Origin of the sequence: Olivibacter sp. LS-1, from assembly GCF_008245145.1 — a bacterium.
Lineage (GTDB): Bacteria > Bacteroidota > Bacteroidia > Sphingobacteriales > Sphingobacteriaceae > Olivibacter > Olivibacter oleidegradans.
Window position 1 is genome coordinate 1,735,810 of sequence record NZ_CP041643.1, and the last position, 25,174, is coordinate 1,760,983.

The 25,174-nt window shown below is 38.0% G+C and carries 22 protein-coding genes; 18 read left to right on the forward strand and 4 right to left on the reverse strand.

What is annotated here, in order from left to right; translation table 11 throughout:
• The first annotated feature begins 165 nt into the window (after positions 1-165).
• The 6 genes from FKG96_RS06930 (at position 166) to FKG96_RS06955 (ending at position 6,824) form a co-directional block, all read left to right on the forward strand.
• On the forward strand, positions 166-828 hold the full coding sequence (locus FKG96_RS06930; protein WP_013665292.1) for a hypothetical protein: 663 nt from the start codon (positions 166-168) through the stop codon (positions 826-828).
• Positions 829-835: 7 nt separating this feature from the next.
• Positions 836-1,642: a gliding motility protein GldL gene (gene gldL / locus FKG96_RS06935; RefSeq protein WP_013665293.1), complete on the forward strand. Its 807-nt coding sequence runs from the start codon at positions 836-838 to the stop codon at positions 1,640-1,642.
• 40 nt (positions 1,643-1,682) lie between these two features.
• The gene (gldM, locus tag FKG96_RS06940) at positions 1,683-3,215 is read left to right on the forward strand and encodes a gliding motility protein GldM (RefSeq protein ID WP_130856189.1); all 1,533 of its coding nucleotides are present in this window, start codon (positions 1,683-1,685) and stop codon (positions 3,213-3,215) included.
• 61 nt (positions 3,216-3,276) lie between these two features.
• Positions 3,277-4,218: a GDP-L-fucose synthase gene (locus tag FKG96_RS06945; protein WP_130856190.1), complete on the forward strand. Its 942-nt coding sequence runs from the start codon at positions 3,277-3,279 to the stop codon at positions 4,216-4,218.
• Positions 4,219-4,467: 249 nt separating this feature from the next.
• On the forward strand, positions 4,468-5,904 hold the full coding sequence (locus FKG96_RS06950; RefSeq protein WP_130856191.1) for a lipopolysaccharide biosynthesis protein: 1,437 nt from the start codon (positions 4,468-4,470) through the stop codon (positions 5,902-5,904).
• A gap of 20 nt (positions 5,905-5,924) precedes the next feature.
• Positions 5,925-6,824, forward strand: a complete 900-nt coding sequence (locus tag FKG96_RS06955) for a glycosyltransferase family 2 protein (protein WP_130856192.1) — start codon at positions 5,925-5,927, stop codon at positions 6,822-6,824.
• A 50-nt stretch (positions 6,825-6,874) separates the two neighbouring features.
• Here the strand turns inward: FKG96_RS06955 and FKG96_RS06960 are convergent, their stop codons facing one another.
• From FKG96_RS06960 to FKG96_RS06970, 3 genes are all read right to left on the reverse strand, one after another.
• Positions 6,875-8,614: a phospho-sugar mutase gene (locus FKG96_RS06960; RefSeq protein ID WP_130856193.1), complete on the reverse strand. Its 1,740-nt coding sequence runs from the start codon at positions 8,612-8,614 to the stop codon at positions 6,875-6,877.
• Positions 8,615-8,712: 98 nt separating this feature from the next.
• Positions 8,713-9,084: a helix-turn-helix transcriptional regulator gene (locus FKG96_RS06965; protein WP_130856194.1), complete on the reverse strand. Its 372-nt coding sequence runs from the start codon at positions 9,082-9,084 to the stop codon at positions 8,713-8,715.
• 72 nt (positions 9,085-9,156) lie between these two features.
• On the reverse strand, positions 9,157-9,666 hold the full coding sequence (locus FKG96_RS06970) for a UpxY family transcription antiterminator (protein ID WP_130856195.1): 510 nt from the start codon (positions 9,664-9,666) through the stop codon (positions 9,157-9,159).
• Positions 9,667-10,050: 384 nt separating this feature from the next.
• Here FKG96_RS06970 and FKG96_RS06975 point away from each other — a divergent pair, with 384 nt between their 5' ends.
• The 12 genes from FKG96_RS06975 to FKG96_RS07030 all read left to right on the forward strand — a co-directional run bounded on the left by FKG96_RS06975 (position 10,051) and on the right by FKG96_RS07030 (position 24,035).
• A complete protein-coding gene (locus FKG96_RS06975) occupies positions 10,051-10,806 on the forward strand; it encodes an N-acetyltransferase (RefSeq protein ID WP_130856196.1) in 756 nt (251 codons plus the stop codon).
• Between the two features lie 298 nt (positions 10,807-11,104).
• A complete protein-coding gene (locus FKG96_RS06980) occupies positions 11,105-11,998 on the forward strand; it encodes a glycosyltransferase family 2 protein (RefSeq protein WP_130856197.1) in 894 nt (297 codons plus the stop codon).
• Positions 11,999-12,039: 41 nt separating this feature from the next.
• On the forward strand, positions 12,040-13,119 hold the full coding sequence (locus tag FKG96_RS06985) for a DegT/DnrJ/EryC1/StrS aminotransferase family protein (RefSeq protein ID WP_130856198.1): 1,080 nt from the start codon (positions 12,040-12,042) through the stop codon (positions 13,117-13,119).
• A 40-nt stretch (positions 13,120-13,159) separates the two neighbouring features.
• Complete coding sequence (locus FKG96_RS06990) at positions 13,160-14,305, forward strand: TDP-N-acetylfucosamine:lipid II N-acetylfucosaminyltransferase (RefSeq protein ID WP_130856199.1); 1,146 nt, start codon at positions 13,160-13,162, stop codon at positions 14,303-14,305.
• Between the two features lie 22 nt (positions 14,306-14,327).
• On the forward strand, positions 14,328-15,128 hold the full coding sequence (locus FKG96_RS06995) for a polysaccharide biosynthesis/export family protein (RefSeq protein WP_130856200.1): 801 nt from the start codon (positions 14,328-14,330) through the stop codon (positions 15,126-15,128).
• A gap of 20 nt (positions 15,129-15,148) precedes the next feature.
• Positions 15,149-17,494 carry a polysaccharide biosynthesis tyrosine autokinase gene (locus FKG96_RS07000; RefSeq protein WP_130856201.1) on the forward strand — a complete coding sequence of 782 codons (2,346 nt, stop codon included), beginning with the start codon at positions 15,149-15,151 and terminating at the stop codon, positions 17,492-17,494.
• A gap of 3 nt (positions 17,495-17,497) precedes the next feature.
• On the forward strand, positions 17,498-18,811 hold the full coding sequence (locus FKG96_RS07005) for a hypothetical protein (RefSeq protein WP_130856202.1): 1,314 nt from the start codon (positions 17,498-17,500) through the stop codon (positions 18,809-18,811).
• Positions 18,798-19,808, forward strand: coding sequence for a glycosyl hydrolase 53 family protein (locus tag FKG96_RS07010; protein WP_130856203.1), 1,011 nt, complete (start codon positions 18,798-18,800; stop codon positions 19,806-19,808). The genes FKG96_RS07005 and FKG96_RS07010 overlap by 14 nt, the downstream gene beginning before the upstream one ends.
• Positions 19,809-19,835: 27 nt before the next feature.
• A complete protein-coding gene (locus FKG96_RS07015; protein WP_130856204.1) occupies positions 19,836-20,903 on the forward strand; it encodes a glycosyltransferase family 1 protein in 1,068 nt (355 codons plus the stop codon).
• Positions 20,891-21,439, forward strand: coding sequence for a serine O-acetyltransferase (locus FKG96_RS07020; protein ID WP_130856205.1), 549 nt, complete (start codon positions 20,891-20,893; stop codon positions 21,437-21,439). The genes FKG96_RS07015 and FKG96_RS07020 overlap by 13 nt, the downstream gene beginning before the upstream one ends.
• Positions 21,440-21,595: 156 nt before the next feature.
• Positions 21,596-22,750 carry a glycosyltransferase gene (locus FKG96_RS07025; RefSeq protein ID WP_130856206.1) on the forward strand — a complete coding sequence of 385 codons (1,155 nt, stop codon included), beginning with the start codon at positions 21,596-21,598 and terminating at the stop codon, positions 22,748-22,750.
• A 52-nt stretch (positions 22,751-22,802) separates the two neighbouring features.
• A complete protein-coding gene (locus tag FKG96_RS07030) occupies positions 22,803-24,035 on the forward strand; it encodes a glycosyltransferase family 4 protein (protein WP_130856207.1) in 1,233 nt (410 codons plus the stop codon).
• Positions 24,036-24,126: 91 nt separating this feature from the next.
• On the opposite strand, the gene FKG96_RS07035 is transcribed toward FKG96_RS07030, so the two are convergent.
• Positions 24,127-25,161 (reverse strand): glycosyl hydrolase 53 family protein, encoded by a 1,035-nt coding sequence (locus FKG96_RS07035; RefSeq protein WP_149105282.1) that lies wholly within the window; start codon positions 25,159-25,161, stop codon positions 24,127-24,129.
• Between the last annotated feature and the right edge of the window lie 13 nt (positions 25,162-25,174).

Here is a 25,174-nt window from a genome sequence, read left to right on the forward strand (position 1 = left end):
ATACTCGATTGATATGGGGCAAAACAGAATAACAATTATTTGATAAAGCCTTCATGATTTTTAAACTTACACGAGGGATGAATAATGGAGTTTACGAACTCTTGAGCAGCCCTTAAGCGAAGATCGGACGGCTTCATCGCCTTTAAAAATGCAAATTATATACGGATGAAAAAAATCTTCATATTTTTTATTACAGCACTTGCTAGTCTGCAAGTAAAAGCGCAGATTTGGGAAGAATATTCTAGCTTTTATCCCGGTGTAGGCATTCATGTGGGAACTAGGGGGCTCGGAATAGAGGGAGCTTATCCGTTATCGGACGCATTCAATGTTCGATTGGGAGCAAGTATCTTTCCTTCCTCTAAGATGAAATTAGGTAATCGGGTGTTTGAAATAAACCGTTCAGACGTAACTTTATTGGCGGATTGGCAGCCGCTTATTGGGAAAGACAGTTGGATTGCCCGTAAATGGATTGTTAGTGCTGGAATAGGATACTTTTTTGAGAACAGGTATGAGCGTTATGTTGGAACGCGCAAGGTGGCTGATCAAAAGAAGGATTATGGCGTTGAATGGGGGAAATTAAGACCTTACATAGGAACAGGAATAAACGGAATAAGGCTTTCACAACGATTAAATATGGCGGTTAATGTAGGGTATTATATCCCTATAGAGTCGACAGCGATAAAAATCTACGAAAAGGATCCTGTTGACATACCAAAATTACGTGAAGATTTAGATTCTTTCCCTTACAATATGGTGCCCGGGGTAAATGTACAAGTTGGAATATCGTATATCTTTTTTAAAAACAGTTATAATAAATATTTCCAATAATTTAAGTATGAAGAAGAAAGACAATTCAAATTGGCTACACGTAGCTATCTCATGGGGAGCCAGTGTGGTAATCTTAGGAGCTCTGTTTAAAATACTCCATATTGGCGGAGCAATGGCAAACTACATGATCGGAGCAGGTTTAGGTGTAGAGGCTCTATTGTTTTTTTTAATGGGTTTCAACCCGCCGCCTAAGGATCCTGAATGGGAAAGAGTTTATCCTGAGCTAGCCGATGATTATAGCGGAGAATTACCTAAAACTTCGGCGAGGCCGATACAAAATCCGAACGCCTCAACTACCCTCGCCTTGGATAAAATCTTTGCTGATGCTCAGGTTGGACCGGAGACCATTGCCAGTTTAGGTAAGGGTTTACGTTCGTTTAATGAAAAAGTGACCGCCATTAGCAACCTTTCCGATGCTTCTTTTGCGGCCAACGAGTTTACAGAGAAGCTTCGTTTAGCTTCATCTAAATTCGACAGTTTAAGTGTTGCCTTTGAAAAGGCGTCGGCCAATCTTGTTGCCATGTCGTCTACTAACTCGGACACTCGTGGTTACCATGATCAGGTACAACAATTGACTCAAAACCTGAGTTCCCTAAATGCGATGTACGAGCGCGAATTAAGAGATTCAAATGCGCATCTACAGTCAATGAATAGGTTCTATGAACAGCTAAGCTCTACTATGCAGAACTTCAATGAATCTTTAGACGACTCAAAAATGTTTAAAGATGAAGTGAACAAGTTAGCGAAAAACCTTGCTGCCTTAAATGCAGTTTACGGCAATATGTTAAGCGCTATGAACCAACCGCGCATGTAGTTTTCCGGATATTATTCATTGACAATTAAAAACTTAATTAATGGCTTTAGGAAAAGAGACCCCAAGGCAACGGATGATTAATATCATGTATTTGGTATTATTGGCCATGCTGGCGTTGAATGTATCAGATACCATATTGGATGCCTTTAAGAATATAAATGATAGTTTGGAAACTTCGAGATCGAATGTCAACAATTCGGTAGAACAGTTATTTATGGCTTTTGAGAATACCAAGCTAAAAGAAGAGCCGGAACGCGCAAGACCTATCTATGAAAAGGCGAAACAGGCGAGAGCTATAGTAGGTGAGCTGAACGAGTATATCAATACACTGAAGAAGGAGTTTGAAAAGCAGGGTGGTGGTTATGATGAGGATACAGGGGATTTGTCGCAACGCGATAATATGGATATAGCCCCTGGGTTGATGATTAACAAGAAGAAGGGTGCTGAGTTAAAAGAGAAAATAAATGGCACAAGAGAAAAGTTGCTGGCATTATTGGACGAAAAGGATAGGGGAGCAGTAACATTTTCTCTGGAGGCTAACGATCCGGAGAAACGTGTTAACGGAAAGAAAAAATGGGAAGAAATTAATTTTGGCGATGGCACTCCGTTGACTGCTGCCATGGCTATCTTAACCAAAATTCAAACCGATGCACAGAATGCAGAGTCGGATGTGGTGAAACGCATCTTAGGGAAAATGGACCAGGCTGTCGTAAACCTGGATCAATTTGCTGCAGTAGCAGTTGCCCCTACCTCTTATCTGATTCAGGGACAGCCATACACTGCTGAAGTTTTCTTAACGGCTTATGACTCTAAATCAGATCCGTCTATTTCTGTAAACGGGAGTGCTTTACAGGTAAGTAATGGAAAAGGGGTGTATAACGTTAACACCTCTAAAGAAGGCGTCTTTACATGGACCGGTGTTATTAAAGTAAAACAAACGGATGGAACGATAAAGGAATATCGCACTCCCGAACAACGTTATCAGGTATCGAGACCATCGGCCGTTGTTTCTCCGGACAAAATGAACGTGCTTTACATCGGTGTTGATAACCCCTTATCCATATCCGCCCCGGGAACACCGGCCGATAAGATTAAGGTCAGTATGAGCGGTGGCAGTTTATCGGGTTCAAACGGGAAGTACGTAGCGCGTGTGTCATCTCCCGGAACGGCTAAAATATCGGTGTCAGCTGAAGTGGCACCAGGTAAAGTGCAAACCTTGAGTACAACGGATTTTAGGGTGAAGCGGATCCCGGATCCCATCGCTAAATTTGGTGGAAAGTCAGGTGGTGCGATGGCTTCCGTTGCTTTAAAAGCACAAAATGCCTTGTTTGCAAGTTTAGAAAATTTTGATTTCGACGCTAAATTTAATATTACCAAATTTACCATGATCTTAGCAAAGCCACGAGCCGATGCCATTGTTCTTTCAACTAGCGGAAACTCCTTAAGTGCTGCGATGAAGTCGGCTTTGAATGGAATAGGCCCGGGAACAAGAGTTATTTTTGATAATATTATTGCTGTTGGGCCTGACGGGGCTCCAAGGCAGTTAAATGCGGTGGCATTGTCTGCCAATTAACATTATCTTAACTTTTGAAGGTTATGGTATGCCTTAGCATTCTTTAATAAAATTGATTTATATGGAAAAAGATTCTAGAATTTATATCGCAGGCCATCGTGGCATGGTTGGCGGCGCTATTACCCGTCATTTGAAATTAGCAGGTTACACTAATTTAATTACTAGAACTTCTGCTGAATTAGATCTTCGTAATCAAGGGGCCGTCCACACATTTTTTCAGGTAGAAAAACCGGAATATGTCTTTTTAGCAGCCGCAAAGGTAGGAGGAATTGTAGCAAATAATACTTACAGGGCTGATTTTTTATATGACAACCTGTTGATGGAATGCAATATAATTCACGCAGCATATCAGCAGCAAGTTACGAAGCTTATGTTTCTAGGTAGTAGTTGTATTTACCCAAAAATGGCTCCTCAACCTTTAAGAGAAGATTACCTTTTAACGGGGCCGCTTGAGCACACGAATGAACCTTACGCGATTGCTAAAATAGCAGGTATAAAATTATGTGAGGCTTATAGAGATCAATATGGGTGTGATTTTATAAGTGTCATGCCTACGAATCTGTATGGAATAGGCGATAACTACCATCCTCAAAATTCTCATGTATTACCTGCCCTGATTAGACGATTTCATGAGGCGAAAATAGCTAATGCTCCTTCTGTAACGATATGGGGGACAGGGACACCTAAGCGGGAATTTTTATATGCAGATGATCTGGCTGATGCTTGTATATTTCTAATGCAAACCTATTCTGAAAAAGAATTAATAAATGTTGGAACTGGAGAAGATTTAACTATTAGCGAGTTAGCTGAGCTCGTTAAAGATGTTGTCGGATTTGAAGGAGAAATTAGGTACGACACATCTAAGCCGGACGGTACCCCTCGGAAGCTTATGGATGTCAGTAAATTACATAAATTGGGATGGAAGCACAGTGTAGATTTAAAGGAAGGGCTCGCACTCGCATATGATGACTTCTTGCATACTCAGATAGTTGCTGAGCGCTAATTTCAACCCATCAACGCTTTAACCCCTGTCGTCTTTTAAAGATAATAGGGGTTATACTTTAATGAGGCCCTTTATGTTTTAGTCCGAGCGTAGAAATGGTGCTAAAATTTCGAAGGTCTGTATAATTTACACACTTTTATATTCTCTCTAGATTGCTTTTCTCACAAATAGAACGTTCATTTCTCACCGTGCGTAATTCCGAATTTTACGCTTAGTTTTACCGCGGAAATAAAACAGAAATAAGAAGGAATGGACAGTTCGAAAAGTTTGGTGTTGAAAGGAATTTTTTGGAATGGCGCGCAACTGGTAATTAATCAATCTTTTGCATTTATAGTTAAACTAATATTAGCTAAATTGTTATTGCCAGAACAATTTGGGCTAATAGGCATGGCCGCGGTTTTCACCGGATTTGTACAAGTGCTTACCGATTTGGGGTTTGGTGCAGCCTTAATTCAGAGAAAAGAGGAGGACTTAAAGCCCGTGCATTTTCATACCGCATTTTGGACAGGATTGTTATGGTCAATCGCCTTGTTTCTTCTGATGAGTTTTGTGATCGCTCCGCTAGCTGTCGAGTTCTACCATGAAGAGCGGTTAAGGTTGTTGATTCCTGTGATCAGTTTAGGTATTCTTTTTACTCCCATCAACTTGGTTAATAAAGCTCAGCTATCTAAAAAGATGGAATTTAAAAAAATTGCCAGTATAGAAGGAGCCGCTAATATAGTGGCAGGCATTCTCTCTATTATTCTTGCATTTGCCGGAGCGGGGGTATGGTCATTAGCTTTCAATTCTTTTGCTATGGTAACTTTTGCTATCCCTTTTTACTTCAAAGCCACAAATTGGCGTCCGAAATTTCAATGGAATAGGCAGGCGTTTAAGGATGTGTTCGGATTTGGTGTGCTTGCGTCTGGCACGAATCTCGTGAACTACATTATCAACAATATTGATTACCTGCTAATTGGAAAATTTCTTTCAGCGGCATTGTTAGGCGCATATTCTTTCGCCTTTGTATTAACCGATTTGTTTAGAAGCCGCTTGATGGCGGTTATAAACAATGTAATGTACCCACTTTATGGTAAGAAGCAGTCGGAACCAGCAGCCATTAAAAAGTATTATCTAAAAGTAGTAAGCTACAATTGTATCATTGTATTTCCGGTCATGTTGTTGTTTTTTACCTTAGCAGAACCGTTTGTATTGAATTTTTTTGGTGAGAAGTGGCATGCCTCCATTATCCCTTTACAGATATTAGCTGCCTCAATTATGATTCAGATGCTAGTAAATAGCAATACTGTTTTGATACGAGCCTTAGGTCGGCCGGGCTTGGAAATGAGGCTTCAAATCATTAAGGCAGTCGTTTATATCCCGTCGCTTGCTTATGGTGTTTATGCTGGGGGGATTATTGGTGCTTCTTGGGCAGTATTTTTCAACAAAATATTTAATGTGATCGTTGCGCAGTATGCCTTTAGGTACCTGCTGGATCTGAAAATAAGCACATTGGAATTGTTAAGTGAGGTGAAAGCAGCTGTGATTGGTTCGTTAATAGCTTATGGAATCGGGTTTTTGTTACTCAATATAGCACATATGAATTTCGTTGCAGTGGCTATAGTCATGGTAGCCGTTTTTGCTGGCGTAATATATAAGATGGTAGGTCAGGAGTTAATGTTACATCTGAAACCTCAAAAGAAGTAAAATATATTCATGCTGATCAAATGAAAGAACTATCAATAACCTTTGTTTCTATTATAATTCCTACTTATAGGGATTGGCCGAGGCTTGCTTTATGTATCAGCCATCTGAAGAAGCAATCTTGGCCAACGTCAAACTTTGAAGTGATTGTTGTTAATAATGATCCAAATGATTTTGTACCATCCTCGATTATGAACGATTTACCGCAGAACTTCAGTATTATAAATGAACAAAAATCCGGGTCATATGCAGCACGTAATGCCGGCATTCAATTAGCAAAGGGCAATATCCTTGGATTTACGGATTCAGACTGTATACCTGATAAAGATTGGATAAGGAATGCGGTTACGCTATTTAATGCCAAAGCATGTGATCGAATTGGAGGTGCTATTGAAATCTTTTATGATAATGAAGAAAAACCGACGGATGCGGAACTTTACGAGAAGGTGTTCGCCTTTAAACAAGCCGAGACAGTAAATGCTAGTGGTGCTTGTGTAACGGGGAATATGTTCAGTTATCGTTATGTTTTCGATAAGATAGGACTTTTTAACGAGACGTTATTTTCAGGAGGCGATTATGAGTGGGCCCGGCGCGCGTCAGATGCGGGCTTTTCTATCATATATGGCGAAGATGTAAAGATATTTCACCCTGCGAGAAAGTCAATGCAGGAGTTGATAAAAAAAGCAAAAAGGGTTGGAGGAGGGACGGCTCATCAGTTACTTGGGGCAAAAGGCGCTGCTATTAGAGATTATCTGAATACTTTTGAACCCTCACGATATGCCTTGCATATGCTTAGACTTTACGGAGGAGAACTTTCCTTATGGCAAAGGCTGAAAGTATTTGGTTTACGTCTATATATAAAACATACAATGAACTTAGAAAAGATGAAAGTTGTATTTGGAAAGAAGGCGAATAGAGAATAAAGTATGCTGGGTTAATTTTTGAAATTTATCCAGCATACTACTTTATTATTCTACTTTAATAAAGTATTCATCATTTCCTCAATTTTACGGTCTAGCGCTTCGCTGACTTCTTGATAGTTTTCCAAGGTGTCCAATGGGAGTTTGGCGCTGCAATAAAACTTAATCTTTGGCTCAGTCCCAGATGGTCGAGCGGAAACAACACTTCCGTCTGATAACACAAACTGAAGTACGTCTGATTTTGGCAGCGCGAGGGAATCTTGTTTTTTTGTTATCAGATCAGTGCTTATCCCGTTTTCGTAGTCTTTTAATAAGGCGACGGTACTACCACCTAATACTCTTGGCGTCTCTGTTCGTAATTTTTGCATCATCAATTTAATCTCTTCTGCACCGCTTTGACCTTTTTTCGTTAAAGAAACGAGCTTCTCTTTATAGAAACCATGCTTTATATACAAGTCAACTAATGCCTCAAAGAGCGATTTCCCTTGATTTTTATAATAAGCGGTCATTTCGGCAATAAAAGCACACGATACGACAGCATCTTTATCTCTCACTAAATCACCAACAAGATAACCATAGCTTTCTTCTCCGCCTACAAGAAATTTCTCCTTATGCAGAAGTTTGGTCATCAATTCACCTATGTATTTAAATCCTGTTAGCACTTCATAGCACTGTACACCGTGGCTGAGAGAAATATCACTTATTAAATTCGTTGTAACAATCGTTTTGCAAGTGTAATCAGTTTGTGCTAGACTCCCTTCGTCTTTCTTGGAGCTTAAAACATAATCTACCAAAAGGGAGCCGATCTGATTTCCGTTCAATAGTTGAAAATCTCCTTTTAAATTTTTTACCGCAACGCCAACTCGATCGGCATCGGGATCCGTAGCTAAAAGTAAATCTGCATCTAGTCTAACGGCCTCTTGCAGGCCTATGGACATCGCTTCTTCCTCCTCAGGATTTGGATAAACAACGGTCGGAAAATTTCCGTCGGGAATTGCTTGCAATTCAACAGTGGACACATTTTTAAAGCCCCATTTGGCCAGCACTTTCGGAACCAGGGTGATTCCTGTTCCGTGGATAGGTGAGTAAACGATCTTAAGGTCCCCTTGTTTTGTGATAATATTTGGCCTTAATGATAAAGCAGCCAGTTTATTAATATAGAGGTGGTCTATTTCCTCATCAATCTTCCGAATAAGCTCTGACTTCCTTGCAAATTTTACGTCATCGATTGACAAAGCATTTACTTCCCCTATTACATTTTTGTCGTGAGGTGCTATCATTTGACCACCGTCACTCCAGTAAGCTTTATAGCCGTTATATTCTTTTGGATTATGTGAAGCCGTTATCATAACACCGCTTTGGCAGGCAAGCTCTCGGATGGCAAACGATAATTCGGGCGTAGGCCTTAATGCTGAAAAAAGGTATACCTGAATGTTGTTTGCTGAAAAAACATCAGCCACTGTCTGAGCAAATAAGGATGAAGAATTACGGCTATCGTAACTTACGACGACTTTTATTGCTTGATTTGGGTAAGTTTTCTGTAAATAGTTGGACAAGCCTTGTGTGGCTTTTCCAACCGTGTAAATGTTCATTCTATTTGTGCCCACGCCCATAACACCTCTGAGGCCTCCTGTGCCGAACGACAGATCTTTGTAGAAAGCATCGTTTAACTCTTCGATATTATTTTGGAGGATTAGGTCCTTGATAGCACTTTTTGTTTCTGTGTCATAATTGCCGTTCAGCCACTGCTGAACTTTTTTTTCGATGGATAATTCTAAGCCGTTAATTGTCATAGGTAAATCAATATGTATCTTAAAGCGGTATAACAGGTACGCACGAAATGCGAAACCCCGATATAAAAGTAACAAAAGCTCTTAAAAAACGAAAGCCGTTAAGATTTTTTCGGCTCTTGTTTTACTTGGTTAACCAGGAGACGATTATACTCCTCTAAAATTCTGATGTATTTGTCTTTCCAATAGCTGCTACTAATTTCGGGGCCAGTTTGTGAATCCTCCTCTGACGTTTTTGCTGGCGCTATTACTTTTTGAAATTCGTCTTCAGTGAACAATTCAGGGAATTCTTCTGAAAAATCATGTTTCAATGCGCAGCCAATGCGGAAAATGATTTCAGGTTTTAAATTTTTTTGGTTGAACCAATTGTATATAGATCTTCTATTTACATTTGTCAAACGCGCCAGTTCGCTTATACTGTAACCATTACGCCTGATAATTCTTTCAATAATATGGCCATAATGTTTGTCCATAGATGTCTGCATTAGGATTAGATTTGCTTGGGTTTATTTTCAAAAATACTCTGATGATTCTTTCATCGGTCGTTAAGCACGTAATAAGTTTTGCTGTGAAACGCTTACTTTAGCTATCAGTGCGCAATTAAATTGCTCTAAAACCATGACGACGGATTTTCCCTTCACCGTTATGACCTCTCCCTGCCAATCGGACAAAATACCTGCTCTTACTTTGATGCGATCCCCAGGATTTACTTGATCAAATGAAACGGTTTCTAACCCCTCGTAATTTTTGGCAACCAAGTTCTTTATCATGTCGATCTCTTCTGGCGTGAGTTTTGCAGGTTTGCCACAGTGATGTACAATATTAACGACACCCGCGGCTTGTTCAACACGGCTTTGTTCAAGAGCGCTAACCTGCGCAAATACATAAGATGAAAACAGTGGGATTTCTACTATTTTTTTTCTGTCTGCCCATTGTCTTTTTGTTTTAATCAGAGGACAGAAAGATTCAATTCCCTGTTGAAGTAGAAGTTGATTTACTTTTTTCTCCCATTTAGGCCGTGTGTAAATAGCGATCCATTGTCTTTGATTTCTCATTTTACTAGCTTTGTTATTTGTGCACTATGCTGTCTTTGTAATCACTACAAATGATCAAATTAAGAGTCAAATTTAGCCTCTTGTTGGCGTCTTTTGGTTGATTTTCATCCTTTTGTAGCATATTTTATGGCTATATGTGCACTTCAGCTCAAATGTTAACGGAATGCCACGGAATTGTGAGAAGAAGCTCCTTTTTTATGATCAAAGCAGCATGGATAACGCGATTTCCTTATAAATGTGTGAATTAATTCACATTCTTATCTACAGATTTCAAAAGAGGCGCTCTTATTTGGCAAAGGTGCGTTATACTTGCAGAATATTGAAGGATGGATACATCTGTTTTTCCCAACTACAACTAGAATAACTGTCAAAATTTTACCATGTATGTATGAGGTTCGGCGTTTAAAAAAGACCGATGTGCGATTAGCCAACGCAATATGCGAATCTTTGAAGTCTGCCTACGATCCTTATGTATCGAGATTCTTTGTTCATCAAGACGAGGGATATATCAGGTTTTTTCAGTCTATTCTTGATCATCCTGCTTATGCAACTTATTATGTATATGATCAGTTGTCTGACGAGTTATCTGGTTTTGCATGTTTTCAATTTTTAGAAGGAATTATTTTTTTAAAGCACATTGTTGTCGATAATCGGATGCGTGGAAGCAGAATAGGAACGAAGCTGCTGACCGATGCCATGGCAGATATTAAACAAACCCTACCCAAAGGCGATTACCTATTTCAACTTCATGTTTTCGAAAGGAACAGCAGGGCCTTAAGTTGGTACTTAAGCATAGGTATGGAACCTTTAGATTGTACGTACTGGTACGATTTAAGATCATTGACCGATATCAATAGCCCGCTAAATGGTATGAATAAACAGCTTTTCTCGACACAAAGGGATAATTTTGGGTTTGAACAAATCTACTATAACGAAAACTATATAGGTACCATACTGGCAAGAAGAACACTGATAGTGAAAAATGAAGACATGCTTAGCCAACATCCGGTTTTATGCGCTGCGCTGCGACATTTTAAACTTTCTTTTATAGGTTACATTAGTAGTGAGCCGCTCCAATATGAACTGGTAGATACGGCGTTATTAATGAGCAAGCCGGCAGACCTACTCGTTTTGGCTTAGCCATTCAAAACCGTGTATCTGTAGTTGATGTGTTAATTCGTGTTATTGTGTGAAACTATCTACACAATTTCGTTGATATGCGCTATTTGTTACCATAATAGCTCTGAAATAAGGATTTTATTGTTGATTTAGTAATCTTTGCAGTGGATTTATACGATATAAGTTTTGACGGATTTATATCAAGAAAAAATGACCACTGTAAGTGGAATGGCGAAGCTCTTTCTTTTTGTATAAATTGTTCTTTTGCTGAGTTTAATAATTTCTTAATCGAAAATTGAACGGTTCAAAGTTATCTGTAATGGTCAGTGTAATAATTCCCTGTTTTAATTGTGAGGGCTATCTATCAAGAGCCGTCGAAAGTGTGTTGAACCAAAAGTACAAGGATTGGGAAATCGTTTTTGTAAATAACAATTCAAGTGATGGCTCACAAAAAATAATCGAAAAGTATGTTAAGCAGTTTCCTGAAAGGATGTGCTCCGTGTATGAGTATAAAAAAGGTGCAGGCTTTGCTCGTAATACAGGCTTAAATTTGGCAAAAGGCGAATGGATTCAATTTTTAGATGCGGACGATGAAATTTTGCCAGACAAGCTTCTTGACCAGCTTGAGATAGGAGTGGATGCAGATGTGGTTATTGGGTCCTTCACCCGAGTTTACCGTACCAAGATGCGACCATGCAACTTTAAGGTTGTGTCAGGAGATAGTATTTGGAGGTCTTTATTTTTTTCACGAGCTGGGATAACTAGCGCAAACCTATACCGTAAACACTCATTACTCGCAATTGACGGATGGAATACTACTATCAGTTCCTCTCAGGAGTATGACTTGATGTTCCGGCTTCTCAAGAATAATGTCAGCATAAAAATGAGTGAAAAAATATGCGCAATAATCTATGAAGAACAAAACTCGGTCTCAAGGCCTTCCGATTTAAAAAAAAGACAGAAGATCGGTGAAAACTACGTCGAATTACGAGTAAGGATAGCGGAGCACTTGAATGCTATTGGGGGGTGGGACAAAAAATTGCGCAAAGATTTCGCAGTATCAATTTACAATATGTTATTGGGACTGAGAGGAGCTTCTGTATCAAGTGCCTCAACCAAGATGAGAAGCCTTAACCTTACGGTGCCAATTCAATATAAGGTGCCTTTAATTTTAAAGCATTATATCAAGCGATTTATCATCAGAAGTATTTAGTGTCATTCAAATAAAAACAAGGATCGAATAATTTCCAGCGTATGATTTATGTTACCCAACCGTTTATGCCTCCTCTTGACGACTATCTTGCTTATATTAAAGATATTTGGCAGAGGCATTGGCTTACTAACAATGGCCCTCTTGTGAATCATCTTGAACTTCGCTTAAAACAATACCTTGATGTTGACCATATGGTATTCGTAACAAATGGAACAACTGCGTTACAGATAGGGCTTAAAGCACTTGGAATGAAAGACGAAATCATTACCACGCCCTTCTCGTTTGTCGCAACAACTAGTTCACTAGTTTGGGAGCATTGTAAGCCGGTTTTTGTTGATATTGACCCTAAAACCTTAAATATAGATCATTCCTTAATTGAAGCGGCCATTACGGAGAAAACAACAGGTATAGTTGCAACTCATGTTTATGGTAATCCTTGTGAGATAGACGAAATACAAAGAATAGCGGATAAGTACAACTTGCGCGTTCTCTATGATGCTGCGCACTGTTTTGGGACGAAGTATAAAGGAAAGTCGATTTTTAGTTATGGAGATGCTAGCGCACTTAGCTTACATGCAACGAAAATTTTCCATACAATAGAAGGTGGCGCTATATTCACTAAATCCCCTCAACTGTTAAAGAAAATTGCTTATATGCGTAATTTCGGATTTAGTAACGTAGACGAAGTGTATGACATCGGAATCAACGGCAAAAACTCGGAATTTCATGCTGCCATGGGGCTAGCCAATCTTCCTTATATTGATGAGATTATGAATTATCGAAAAACGCTTTATAGCTATTACGATCAAAATTTAAGTACCTTAGAAGCAAAAAGAATCGAAATCAACAAGGACTCAGAATTCAACTACGCATACTATCCCCTAATTTTTGATTCGGAAGAAACATTAACAAAAAATGTTGCGGAATTAAATAATAACCGGATTTTCCCCAGGCGATATTTTTACCCTTCGTTAGCGAATCTGCCATATGTAGGGTCTTCAAACACACCAATCGCAAATGATATAGCCAAGAGGGTACTTTGCTTACCACTTTATCATGAACTCTCGTTGGAAGAAGTCAATTTTGTATGTCGTATTTTGTTAAGAGTACAGAATAATTAAAGAAATCGATGTATAAATATTTATGTGAAAAAGAAAAGATATGAATCTACATATACTTGATGACGAGAAGTTCTTTGACCCTTTTGTCCAGAAGCTTGAAGCATTGGGACTGTTAGGTAATAACATTTTTGTGGTAAAAGAATGTGGCTCGCTAAAATATATAAAGCGGCAAGACCTGATTTATTGCAGAATGTGTGATTCTCGGCGGATCGGTAATACAAGACATTATGCAAAGGTCTTCATTCACTGTTTTACGCGAGATCTATTCGAATGGGTATATGATAATGATTTTCAGGAGCTAAATTGGATTATTTGGGGAAAAGACCTTTACCTAACCGAAGACCTATTTGAAAAGCAAACGAAACATATTGTAAAGAAGATTAAAGATCGACGTTCTGCCATTGAACTTCGTTTGACTCGTGCTCGACACTTTTTTCTCAATATTGACTTAAGCAAAGTTTATACAAAGGTGGCGAACGTTTTAACTTGGATAAAACCTGAATATGACTATGCAGTAACCCATATTAAGGGGTTAAAAGCTAATCATTTGGATTTTGCTTACATGTTTGAGTACGATGCCGAATTTATCGTAAGCCAATTTTTGTATAATCGTAATTTTAAACACAAGAAAATTAGTGATTTTAAGATCGTTCTTGGCAATTCGGGTGTTGCTTCCAATAATCATTTAGACGCGTTGGAAGAGTTAAGACAGCTCGGATTTGAAGAAATAGTTATTCCGTTAAGTTATGGTAACGAGAAATATATTAAGATCTTACAAAAAGAAATTGAAAGGAAGCCGTTATTAACAAAAATAACCTACCTTACTCAGTTTTTAACGCTACACGAGTATCTAACCGCTTTTTATAAGTCTGATATATTTGTTAGCAATTCGATTCGACCGCTTGGTATGGGCAACATTTGGATTGCACTTCTTTTGGGTAAGCTTGTTTTCATGAACCCAAAAAATCTTGTGTTCGATTTTTTAAAATCAATGGGACTTCAAGTCTTCGCTATTGGGGAGCTAGAAAGCGTAGAAGATATTGCGCAAACTATAGACGTAAAGGCCAATGTGGACATTGCTATCGATTTTTTATCGACAGCACGAATAGACGCAATGTATAGAAACCTTTTTAGTGCAACTGTAAGAAACACCTCAGAGCTACACCTATGTACATCTACATTATAAATAAATATACCAAATTAAGACTATGAAAACTAAATGCAAAAAGCCTTTGATGATTTTCGTAATGGCAATAATCGCGATTACCTCCGCTTGTACTAGTTCTAGAAAGTTGAAATACTTTCAGGATCTGCCCGAGGTAAAATCGGGAACAGAGTTCGCGATGATCAAATTTGAAGAGGTGAAGATCAAGCCAGATGATATTTTGAATATCCGTGTAAATACAGTAGATCAGGAAGCATCGGAAGCTATTAATAGTGGAAATACGTCAGTACCTGGAAATATTGTAGGAATTGGAACGAGTGTTAACAGTCAAATGGTCTTAGGGTACCTTGTTGGTCAAGATGGAACTGTTGAAATTCCTATTCTAGGCAAGATTGATCTTGCTGGTAGTACGCTTCTGCAAGCGAAGGAAAAAATCCGTGAAATCGCTTCTCAGTATTTTAAGGGCGCTACCGTTAGCCTGAGATTCTCTAATTTTAGGGTTTCTGTATTAGGTGAGGTTGGACGTCCTGGTACCTTTATCATTCCGAATCAACGTGTCTCGGTATTGGACGCTATCGCTTTTGCCGGTGATTTATCAGTGTATGGCCGCCGTTCCAATGTGCTTGTTGTGAGGAAAGATGATGAAGGAAAGGCAGTCGCGGTAAAGATGGATTTAACTTCTAAAGATGTTTTTAATTCACCATACTTCTATTTGAGGCAGAACGATATTGTATATGTTGAACCATCAAAAGCCAAGCTATTAAACGCAGACACTTCTCTTGTTAGATATTTAAGCTTATTAGCATCATTAGTATCGGTGGGTATACTGGTGTTTAGAAATTAATCTCCGTAAAAATTAGGATTATGAAAATGCAAGTAGATAGAGACAACGATAAAAAAATGTCAAGGTTTTTTAAACGCATGGCCAGCTTCTGGTACGTTTATCTTTTAGGAGTTTGTTTCTTTGTTTTGTTGGCATTCGCTTACTTGAAATATTCAACACCTCAATATTTGGTGTCCGGGGTTTTAATGTTAAAGGATCAAAAGAGTATGACGGAGAGTAAAGCTGTAACATCATTTGCAAATGATAACGGACTTTCTTTTCTGCTCAAGCCGACAGAGAACGTAATGAATGAAATGAAGGTGTTGTCTTCTAGAAGTTTAGCACTTGAGGTTGTAAAGGAATTAAATTTGAATATTAAAACGGGAATAAAAAACGGTCCTACATTTAAGGAACTTTTTGATAAAACTCCATTCAATGTATCTGTCAGCAAAATTATTGTCGATTCCGTTAAAGAACGAAACTTTGAAGTCGAAGTTTTGGAAGGTGAGAAGCTCCGTATTATAAGCGAAGATGAAAATTTTAACAAGGTAATTGCGGTCAATAATATCCTTAATACAAAACAATACAATATTGGCATTTCGAAGAAAGAATCGGCGGAATTGCGGATTGGAGAAAAGTATTGGATAAACATTATCTCGGAAAATGCGGCAGCCAACTCATTACTAAATAGTTTTAGTGTAGAGCTAACCGATAAAACTGCTACAACAGCCAACTTACAATTATTCTATCCTGATCCGAAACGGGGCGAGTTGATCCTTCAAACTATAATGAGTAGGTATATAAGTGATAATAAAGATAAAAAAATTAGGTTAGCGGATAGTATGTTGGTGTTTATTGACGACCGATTGAACTTGGTAGCATCTGAATTGACTGATGTCGAAAAGGAGTTGGAAGGATTTAGAAGCAGCAACCGAATTACCGACTTATCTGAGCAATCAAAAATGCTAGTTGGCAACGCGAATGAATATTATAACAGGTTGAAAGACCAGCAGGCTCAATTGAAAGTGATACGTCAACTAGAAGCTTACGTGCAAAATCCTTCGAATAGCCATATACCTAGTTCTACAGTAATCCAAAATGCTGCTTTTAATTCTTCTTTGAACCAGTATAATGTATTGTTGCAAGAATATGAAAAGAAGAAATTATCATATACAGATTCGAACCCCGTAATCATCAACCTTACACAACAGATCAAATCAGAAAGAAATAATCTACTTCAGAACATAGCGTCTTACAAAAAGGAATTGCAAGTGACAAATGAAGAGTTGGGACGGGTAAATAGCGGGTTTAATAGCCAAATAAGCCAAGTTCCAGCCAAGGAAAGGCAGTTTGTTAACTACAGTCGTCAGCAGGAACTTAAACAACAACTCTATGTATATCTATTACAGAAGCGTGAAGAAGCTAATATTGCAAAATCATCTAACGCGGAGCTCGCCAACATAGTTGATGATGCAAAAAGCAGCGAAGGCCCTGTAAAACCCATGCCTTCTGTCATCTATTTAATGGCAACTATGATGGGGCTGATTGTGCCTTTTGGCTTTCTAAATTTGAGAGAATTAACACGTACAAAAATCCAATCTGAATTTGATTTTGAGCGGTATAGTGATGTTGAAATTATCGGAAAGATTGGACATAGTGCTTCCGAACAACAACATGTGGTGGGATCAGGAGCTAGAAACTCAGCACTCTCAGAAGGGTTTAGGAGCTTGCGAGCCAACCTGTACTACGCCTTGCAGTCTAAGCAGTCCAAAACTATAATGGTCACTTCTACTATCAAGGGAGAGGGCAAAAGCTTTATGTCTCTCAATCTAGGTCTTTCTCTTTCATTAACTGGGAAAAGGGTGGTTTTTGTTGAACTTGACTTGCGACAACCTAAGTTGGCAGCGATGATGGGTATTAACGAGCCTGTAGCGGGATTTTCGGAAGTAATTTCAGGCCGTTTAGAGGTGGAAGATTGTATTGTGCAAAGTCCACTTAGCCCGTCATGTTTTCTGTTAAGCGCTGGCATTTCAATCGAGAACCCTGCGGAACTAATTCTTGATGAAAAGGTTGAAGCTTTGTTCGACAAGTTAAAGCATCGATTCGATTACGTCGTTGTTGATTCACCTCCAGTTGGGTTAGTGTCAGATGCTTTTATAATCCAACAATATGTTGAGATGACGGCCTATGTGTGCCGGCATAATTATACTAAAAAAGATCAGTTCGATTTTATTAATGAATTAAATAAAAAGAATCGGCTCAAAAATATGTATTTGATAGTTAATGATATTAATGTAAACAGCTCAGCGTACTATAGCTATGGATATGGATATGGTTACGAAGATACGTTAGAGAGAAAGAACTGGAGAAAACGATTGAAGCTTTAAAGTATGAAAAATGAAAATTTTCCTTTAGAACTTAGTTCTTATGAAGGAGTGGTAAATGAAACATACGGTGTGATGCCATTTTACAGAAGTAGTATCAATTTTGCCGTTTTGTTCTTTCCAATAACATCATTTTTACTTATCCCCTCTGTACAAGGCACAACCATCATAAGTGTACTTATAGCGATTCTTTTTGGGGTTGTATGTGCGTTTCCTGCAGGGAATCAAAAAAAAATGGTCTTAAGAGATTTAAGCGTTTTCTTTTTGATTTATATCTGCTTTAGTATAATCTCTCAATTTCTTAATCTGATCTATGAGTTAAAATTAGATGAGCGAATCGTGCTAATAAATCAGGGTATGTTTTTGGATTACTTTTATCGACCTTCCCATTTGACACAATCTCTCTATTTAATGATCTCAGTTATAATTTATTTGCTGGTTAAATATTACGCCGATCATTCCATTATAGATTATATTTATTGGGCCTTACGTATTTTATGCTTTTACGCGATTTATGAAGTGATCTTTTATATGATAACGGGTAGCCCTGGAGATTTCGTGACCAATAGAAAGTTTGGAGAAACCTCTGCATCTTTGTTTCAAACAACTACTATTGCTGGTATGAGATTTCAGAGGATGAAAGGATATACAGGCGAACCATCAATGTTCACCTTTACTATACAACCTTTTTGGGTGCTAAGTTACGCCTTACGGAGAAAGTTTGATTCTGTGTTATTACTTGTTTGTTTAATTTTTACTTTTTCTACTACCGCATACTTTTCAATCATTGTTTTTTTTATTGCTTGGTTCGTTTACAGAAAACGCTACAAACAAATTTTTTACGTAATGATTGTCGTACTCGCGGTGTTGGCAATACTACAACTGGACGCATTTCGCAGTACATTTGATGCACTTTACGACAGCGTGTTTGGGAATAAGCTCAGCGGCGATAGTAGTTCGTCGCAAGATAGGGGTGGTAAGTTCTCTTATCATCTTGCTTACTGGACCGGGTTACATTTTCCACATAAACTCTTTGGAATAGGATTTGGATATATTCGATCAACGGACTTTATTACAACGATACTTGTAAATAATGGTATCATAGGCTTCCTGGTGTTTTCCTTCTTTATATTGAAGCATACGCGTATTTTTATTCTTCAGCGGGATGTGGCTTTTTGTTATAGTATAGGGCTGTTAATTCTCTATTTTAATTTGATGGCAACGGTCCCTGAGTTTATGTACCCTTCTTTTTGGATTTTTCTAGCGCTAGGCTATATATTGAAAGTTTATTATAAAAACAAATCGGATGCTGTATTTTGAGAAACTCCTTGGGCTTATATTTCTGATATTCTTTTTATCATCGAGTAACCGTGTTAACGGGCAGACAAAGGAAAACAGAGTATTTATTTGGGGAATAAATGGGCATCCTTTTACGCAACAGGCATATAACAAACGTACCTGGGCAGAACAACTTTCATTTTTGAAAGATCTGAAGGTGGATTATTACCGGATTGATGTGCCTTTAGCGAATACAGGGCGATCGAAAAACGAAGCCGCATTTTACGCATTTGTAAGACAACTAAAGTCCATCAATGTGAAACCGATGCCAGCCGTTTTTCCAAGGATTGATACTACTGTAATTGACTCATTGAACACCTATAATTTGTATTATGAACAAGGGAAAACATTTGCAAAAGAATATGGAGACCTAATAGATGTTGTGGAAGTAGGAAACGAGTGGGAAACAAAATTGATAAAAAGCAGAAAGCTTGATGGAACAAGAGCCTCTCACTATGACCTAGTAAAGGCGAAGAAGCGGATGTGGTTGCTGCAAGGGTTTATTAACGGTATGAAGACAGTTAAATCATCTTTACGTGTAAGTATCTCTTTGGGTTGGACGCATTGGTATTATCTAGAGTTGTTAGAAAAGCATCATGTCAACTACGATATTATTGGGTATCACTGGTATTCAGACATGGGGGATATTACAAATGCTAGAAAGCCTTACGGTGATTTTTTGCCGACGCTTAAAGAAAAATATAGAAAGGAAATTTGGGTTACTGAGTTTAATACTCATGCGGGAACAGTAAAGCATTCGTTTGCGTCTCAAAAAGACTATATAGCGAAAAGTATAGAGCGAATTTTGAAGCATAAAGTAATTAGTGGTTTATTTATTTATGAGTTATTCGATCAACCTGCGCTAAAGCCAAGATATCCAGATGAACCGAATTATGGTTTGATATACATGGAAGGAAATCAACGTCGTTTAAAACCTGCTTATTTAATTTTTAGACAATTTATAGCTTCGACGAAATAATAACTAATTTTATTTCTCTCATAATTCATGACAATATATATTAATGGTAAATACCTTACACAGCGACTTACGGGTGTGCAGCGCTACGCTTTTGAGATTACAAAAGCGTTAGTATCACTAGAGGTAGATGTTAAAGTAATTATTCCCTCTTTCTTGGAAACTACTGAAATTGATCTGCCGGGGCATGTATTGTTACCTCTAGACGGATGTAAAAGCATAATACTTTGGGAACAGCTAACTATTGCACGGTTTTTAAAAAACAAAAATGACTATATTTTATTGAACCTTTGTAATATAGGCACTCTTTTTAACAAAAATCAAGTGCTTTGTATTCACGACATGACATATAGGGTAGATCCTAAATGGTTTAGTTGGGCGTTTAGCAAATATTATCAATTTATGATACCAAAACTGGTAAGGATAGCAAGGGAGATTGTAACCGTTAGTGAATTTTCCAAAAAGGAAATAGCCGATCACCTTGATGTGAGTAAGGATCGTATTACAGTAATTTATAATGCACCATCGAATGATTTTGTATATAGCAGTGTCGAAAATATAGTATGTAACAAAGAAGACTTCTTTTTGTTTGTAGGGTCTATGCATCCCAGGAAGAATATAAATCTATTAATTAAATTATTTTCTTTGGAAGAGTTCAGAAATCAGAGACTGGTCGTTGTTGGAGCTAAATCGAAAGAGTTTGCAGAAGTGGATTTCGATTTGCCTACAAATGTTGAGGTATTTGATAAATGCAATGATAGTCAGTTAGCAAGTTTATACCTTCGAGCAAAGGCACTATTGAATCCGTCGATATATGAGGGTTTTGGAATACCGATAGTCGAAGCAATGGCTAGCGGATGTCCTTTGATAATATCTGATATACAAGTTTTTAAAGAAATAGCTGGGGATGGTGCTATTTATTTTAATCCAAACTCTTTAATGAGTTTAAAAAATGCTTTTAATACTTTTTTAAGTAAATCTCAAGAAGAGGTAACCCATATTATTCAATCTAATTTTACACGTAGTAAAGAGTTTACTTGGGAGCGTTCGGCAAAAAAATTATTGGATCTTATAAATAAATCGCAATGGGTTGGATAAAAGAGACAGGACGAGATCTTCGACAGCTGAAAAAAGTTTATGAAATCAATTATTTGCTGGCAGTGTTAGCGAATCGTGGCTTTCACGCACTTTTTGTATATAGATTAAGCAACTGGTTGTATAAAATAAAGATCCCATTACTACCTTTAATATTAACAAGATGCATCCAAATACTTTATGGTATAGATATCGATTACCGATCGTCCATCAGCGGCGGGATTGTGATCATACATGGAGTGGGGTTAGTAATCGGAGAAGGAGTTGTTATTGAGGAGGGCGTGACCCTGTACCATGGGGTTACCTTAGGTAGAAAGAGACAAGGAAAGGTAGTGCCAAATGATGATGGGTTTCCCTCCGTTGAAGCAAACAGTGTAATAGGTGCCGGTGCCAAGTTAATCGGTCCGATAAAAATCGGTAGAGGGAGTTTGGTTGGGCCAAATTGTGTCCTTACTCAAAGTATTGATGCAGAAACTCTGGTGAAAATAAGTCAACAAAGTTATATATTAAAAAATATTCGATCAACTTCAACTAGTTAAGGGTCAAGAAATAAAGTCGACAATCCTATTTGAATAAGGAAAACTTTGATGTTTTAATATCATCACAACTATTACCCTAGTCATTAGTTCGCTTAAATCTTGAATCTTTATAAAGAAGATTTTTAGTCAAATTACAGACCGCAAACATTACTATATATGAAATTAGCAATTGTTCAAGACGATATTGTTCGAAGAGGGGGGGCCGAGCAGGTAGCCTTAAGTTTTCATCAGGCTTTTCCAGATGCACCGGTTTATACACTTGCATATGATCCTCACGCTACATATGAAGAATTTAAACAAGTGAACATTAAAACAAGTTGGTTTGGTAAGCTTGTGAGAAATGAGGACACGATGAAAAAGCTCTTTTTCCCTTTTGGAGTTTGGGCAATGAGACAGTTAGATCTAACTGCCTATGATGTTATACTTCAATCTACGACACATTGCGCTAAGTATATCAAAACAAGAAGTGATGCATTGATCATTACGTACTGCCATACGCCATTTCGCTTAGTTTGGCGATCAGAAACCTACGAGCAGGTGAGAAATGCGTCGTTCTTAAAGAGAATAGCGTTTCAATATGTTATTAATCGTTTGCGAAAAATTGATTTAAAATCTGCGAGAAGGACTGATTGGTTTGTTACAAACTCTAGCGAAGTTGTACCCAGAATTGAACAGGCTTATCATCCTAAGCAACCAATTAGCGTTATTAATCCATCAGTTAAATGCAAAAATTTTTATGTGGATGAAAATCCTGAAGATTATTTTTTGGTTGTCTCCCGATTTGAGCCTTATAAAAAGGTTGACTTAGTGATTGAGGCATTTAATCAAATGCCTGATAAAAAGCTATTGATAGTGGGAAAAGGAACAAAGGAAAATGAATTACGCTCTATGGCAGGACCTAATATTCAATTTCTTAAATCACTAAGCGCTGATGCATTAGCAACGGTTTTTGCGAGATGCAAAGCACTGATATTTCCGCAGCTTGAAGATTATGGTATAACACCTCTTGAAGCAAGTGCTTCAGGCAGACCTGTAATTGCTTATGGTAGTGGGGGCGTACTCGATACTATGATACCGGTTAGTGATATTTCAAGCGCTGAGAGATCGACGGCTCTATTTTTCAACACACAAACAACCGAAGCGATTATACATGCCGTGAGTATATTTGACAACTTTGCTTTTAATTCGGCCTTTATCAGGAAACATGCTGAATCATTTGATGAAGAACAATTTGTAATGAAGATAAAAAAGTTTGTAATTGAAAAGCATAAAGAGCATTGCGAAGCTAAGGTATTCGACTTTGTGAATTAATTCAAAGAGCTCGAGGTGATTATATATTTAGCGTAAAATTAATATAAAAGTTGTGAGAATACTTTTGGTGAATACGTTTTATTATCCGAAGCTCATTGGAGGAGCTGAGGTTTCAGTTCAGTTACTTGCTGAGGGGTTGAAAGAACAGAAGCACGAGGTATTTGTAATAACACTGGGTGCTAAGGATGAAGTGGTGAAATTAAATGGTGTGGTTATAATACGGTTGAAAGAGAGAAATATTTTCTCCCCCTATTCAGGTATAAAGAGAAATCTCATTCAAAAAATAATCTGGTTCTTTATTGACTCGGGAAACCCTTTTTATAATTCCAAATTGGGGAAAATTTTAAAAAGAATTAAGCCAGATATCATTCACACAAATAATATTCAAGGCTTTTCGCCGCATATTTGGAAAACGTTTAAGAATATGGGATTTCCTGTCGTTCATACGATGCGTGACTACTATCTGCTCTGCCACCGCTGTAATATGCACAACAAGCTAGCAAATTGCGAAACATTATGTACGCCTTGCGCTTTTACCCATTATATCAAAAAGAGATATATGGATTATCCGGATGTATTTGTGGGAATATCCAAATTTATTGTCAATAAACACCGAATTTTTGGTGATTTCTCGAAAATGAAACATGCTAAAGTGGTATACAACGCTGTTGATATGCCAAAATCGACCCTTATAAAGGCTGCAAACGAGAAGGTCGTTTTTGGATTTATGGGTAGAATAGCGGAAGATAAGGGGGTCAGTTACCTGGTTGAACAATTACGAATCGTACATGCTAAGTTCCCAGATAGCTTTTCTTTGGTGTTAGCAGGGAAAGGGGATGATCTTTATCTGAACATTATTAAAGAAAAGCTTGACGGTATAATCTGTCATTTTGTTGGCGTAGTAAGTCCTACGGAATTTTACAAGCAAATAGATGTATCCATCGTGCCATCAATTTGGGAGGAGCCCTTTGGTAGGGTTGCGATTGAATCTTTAGCTCATAGCGTGCCAGTTTGTATGTCAAGTAAAGGAGGGTTGCCCGAAATCTTTAACGGCGAATGCGCATGGCTTTTCAATCCCGAAAATGACGAGTTATCGGAAATTTTATTAGAAATAATAGACAATAGGGAGTTGATAGAACAGAAAGGCAAGCTCTCGAAAAAACATGTTGTTCGATTTAACAATGAAAATAATATCACAAACTATCTGCGTCTATATAGTCAAGTAACCAATAAAGAGGATTTACTTCATAAGGATAATCATGATGATATGCACCTTATAGTCTAGCATTTTCCTATGGTGTAAAAAAATAGAGGCCCCTTTTAGAGAGCCTCTACTTAGCAGTGATCAACAGTCTTAAATACTAATAAAAAAATGGCTATCTAGCGAAAGATTTCGCACGGTACTCGGTATATTGTTTAGCCCATTTAAAAATGCCGTAATTAGCTTCCAGTCCGGTCCCTTTTTGTGGTTCGTCGAATAATTGGTAAATGATGGCAGCGCGGACTTGCGGATTATTCCTGCATTTAGCAATGAATGAATCGAGAAAAGCTTTCTGCTCAGCTTCTGAGCGAGTGCCGGTTTTGTTCCGGACACCGACTTCTAGGAACCATATCGGTTTATTAAACTTAGACGATAAAAATTGTGTAATGTCACTGATGTTATGGTTTTTTAAAGCTAAGGACTCCATTTCATCGTACCAATGATATCCAACAATGTCAAATTTAACTCCATGGCGTTCGAGCATGAGAAGGTACTGATAGTGCATCCAGTTGGCGTTAATTATGGTTTTCGCATTTGGATCTTTGGATTTGATACCATCGTTCATCCCTTTTAAATAAGCGGCGACTACTTTGAACTTTTTTTGATCATAATGCGATACTGACGCTCCAGAGAGTGACCCCGATAGAAGGCACCTTAATTCCATTTCGTTTCCGATATTATAATAGGTGAAATCATTCCCATATCGACGGGCAAAACGATCGCCAAGAACACGTCCTCGTTCGTAGGATTGACGCTCAGAGAGATTTATGTCAAAATCTCTTGGATAAAGCATAGGTAGTAACGTAACTCCCGCAGCGTCAGCGGCTTCTTTAAGCGGTTTATACAAATGAGGTACTGTTATATAGCCGTTATCTAATTGAGATTGCACATCAATTCGATAAATGTTCATGCCCATACCTTTTAACAGATTAATTTGAGTTTTCGCGGGTACACTTGTGTAGGGTTTGGTGCCCAGGGGATGACCGTTTACTCCGTAAAAAAAAGTTGACGAACTTTTCCCCGATGTGGACATAGTAGCTGAAGGACCTTCAGTTAGTTGCGTTTCTTCTATTAAATCTTGTTTTGAACATGCGGCAGCCAGTAACAGCGCACTTGCGGTTGAGAAAATAAAAAAGAATTTTTTTTTCATTTAAGTGTTGAAT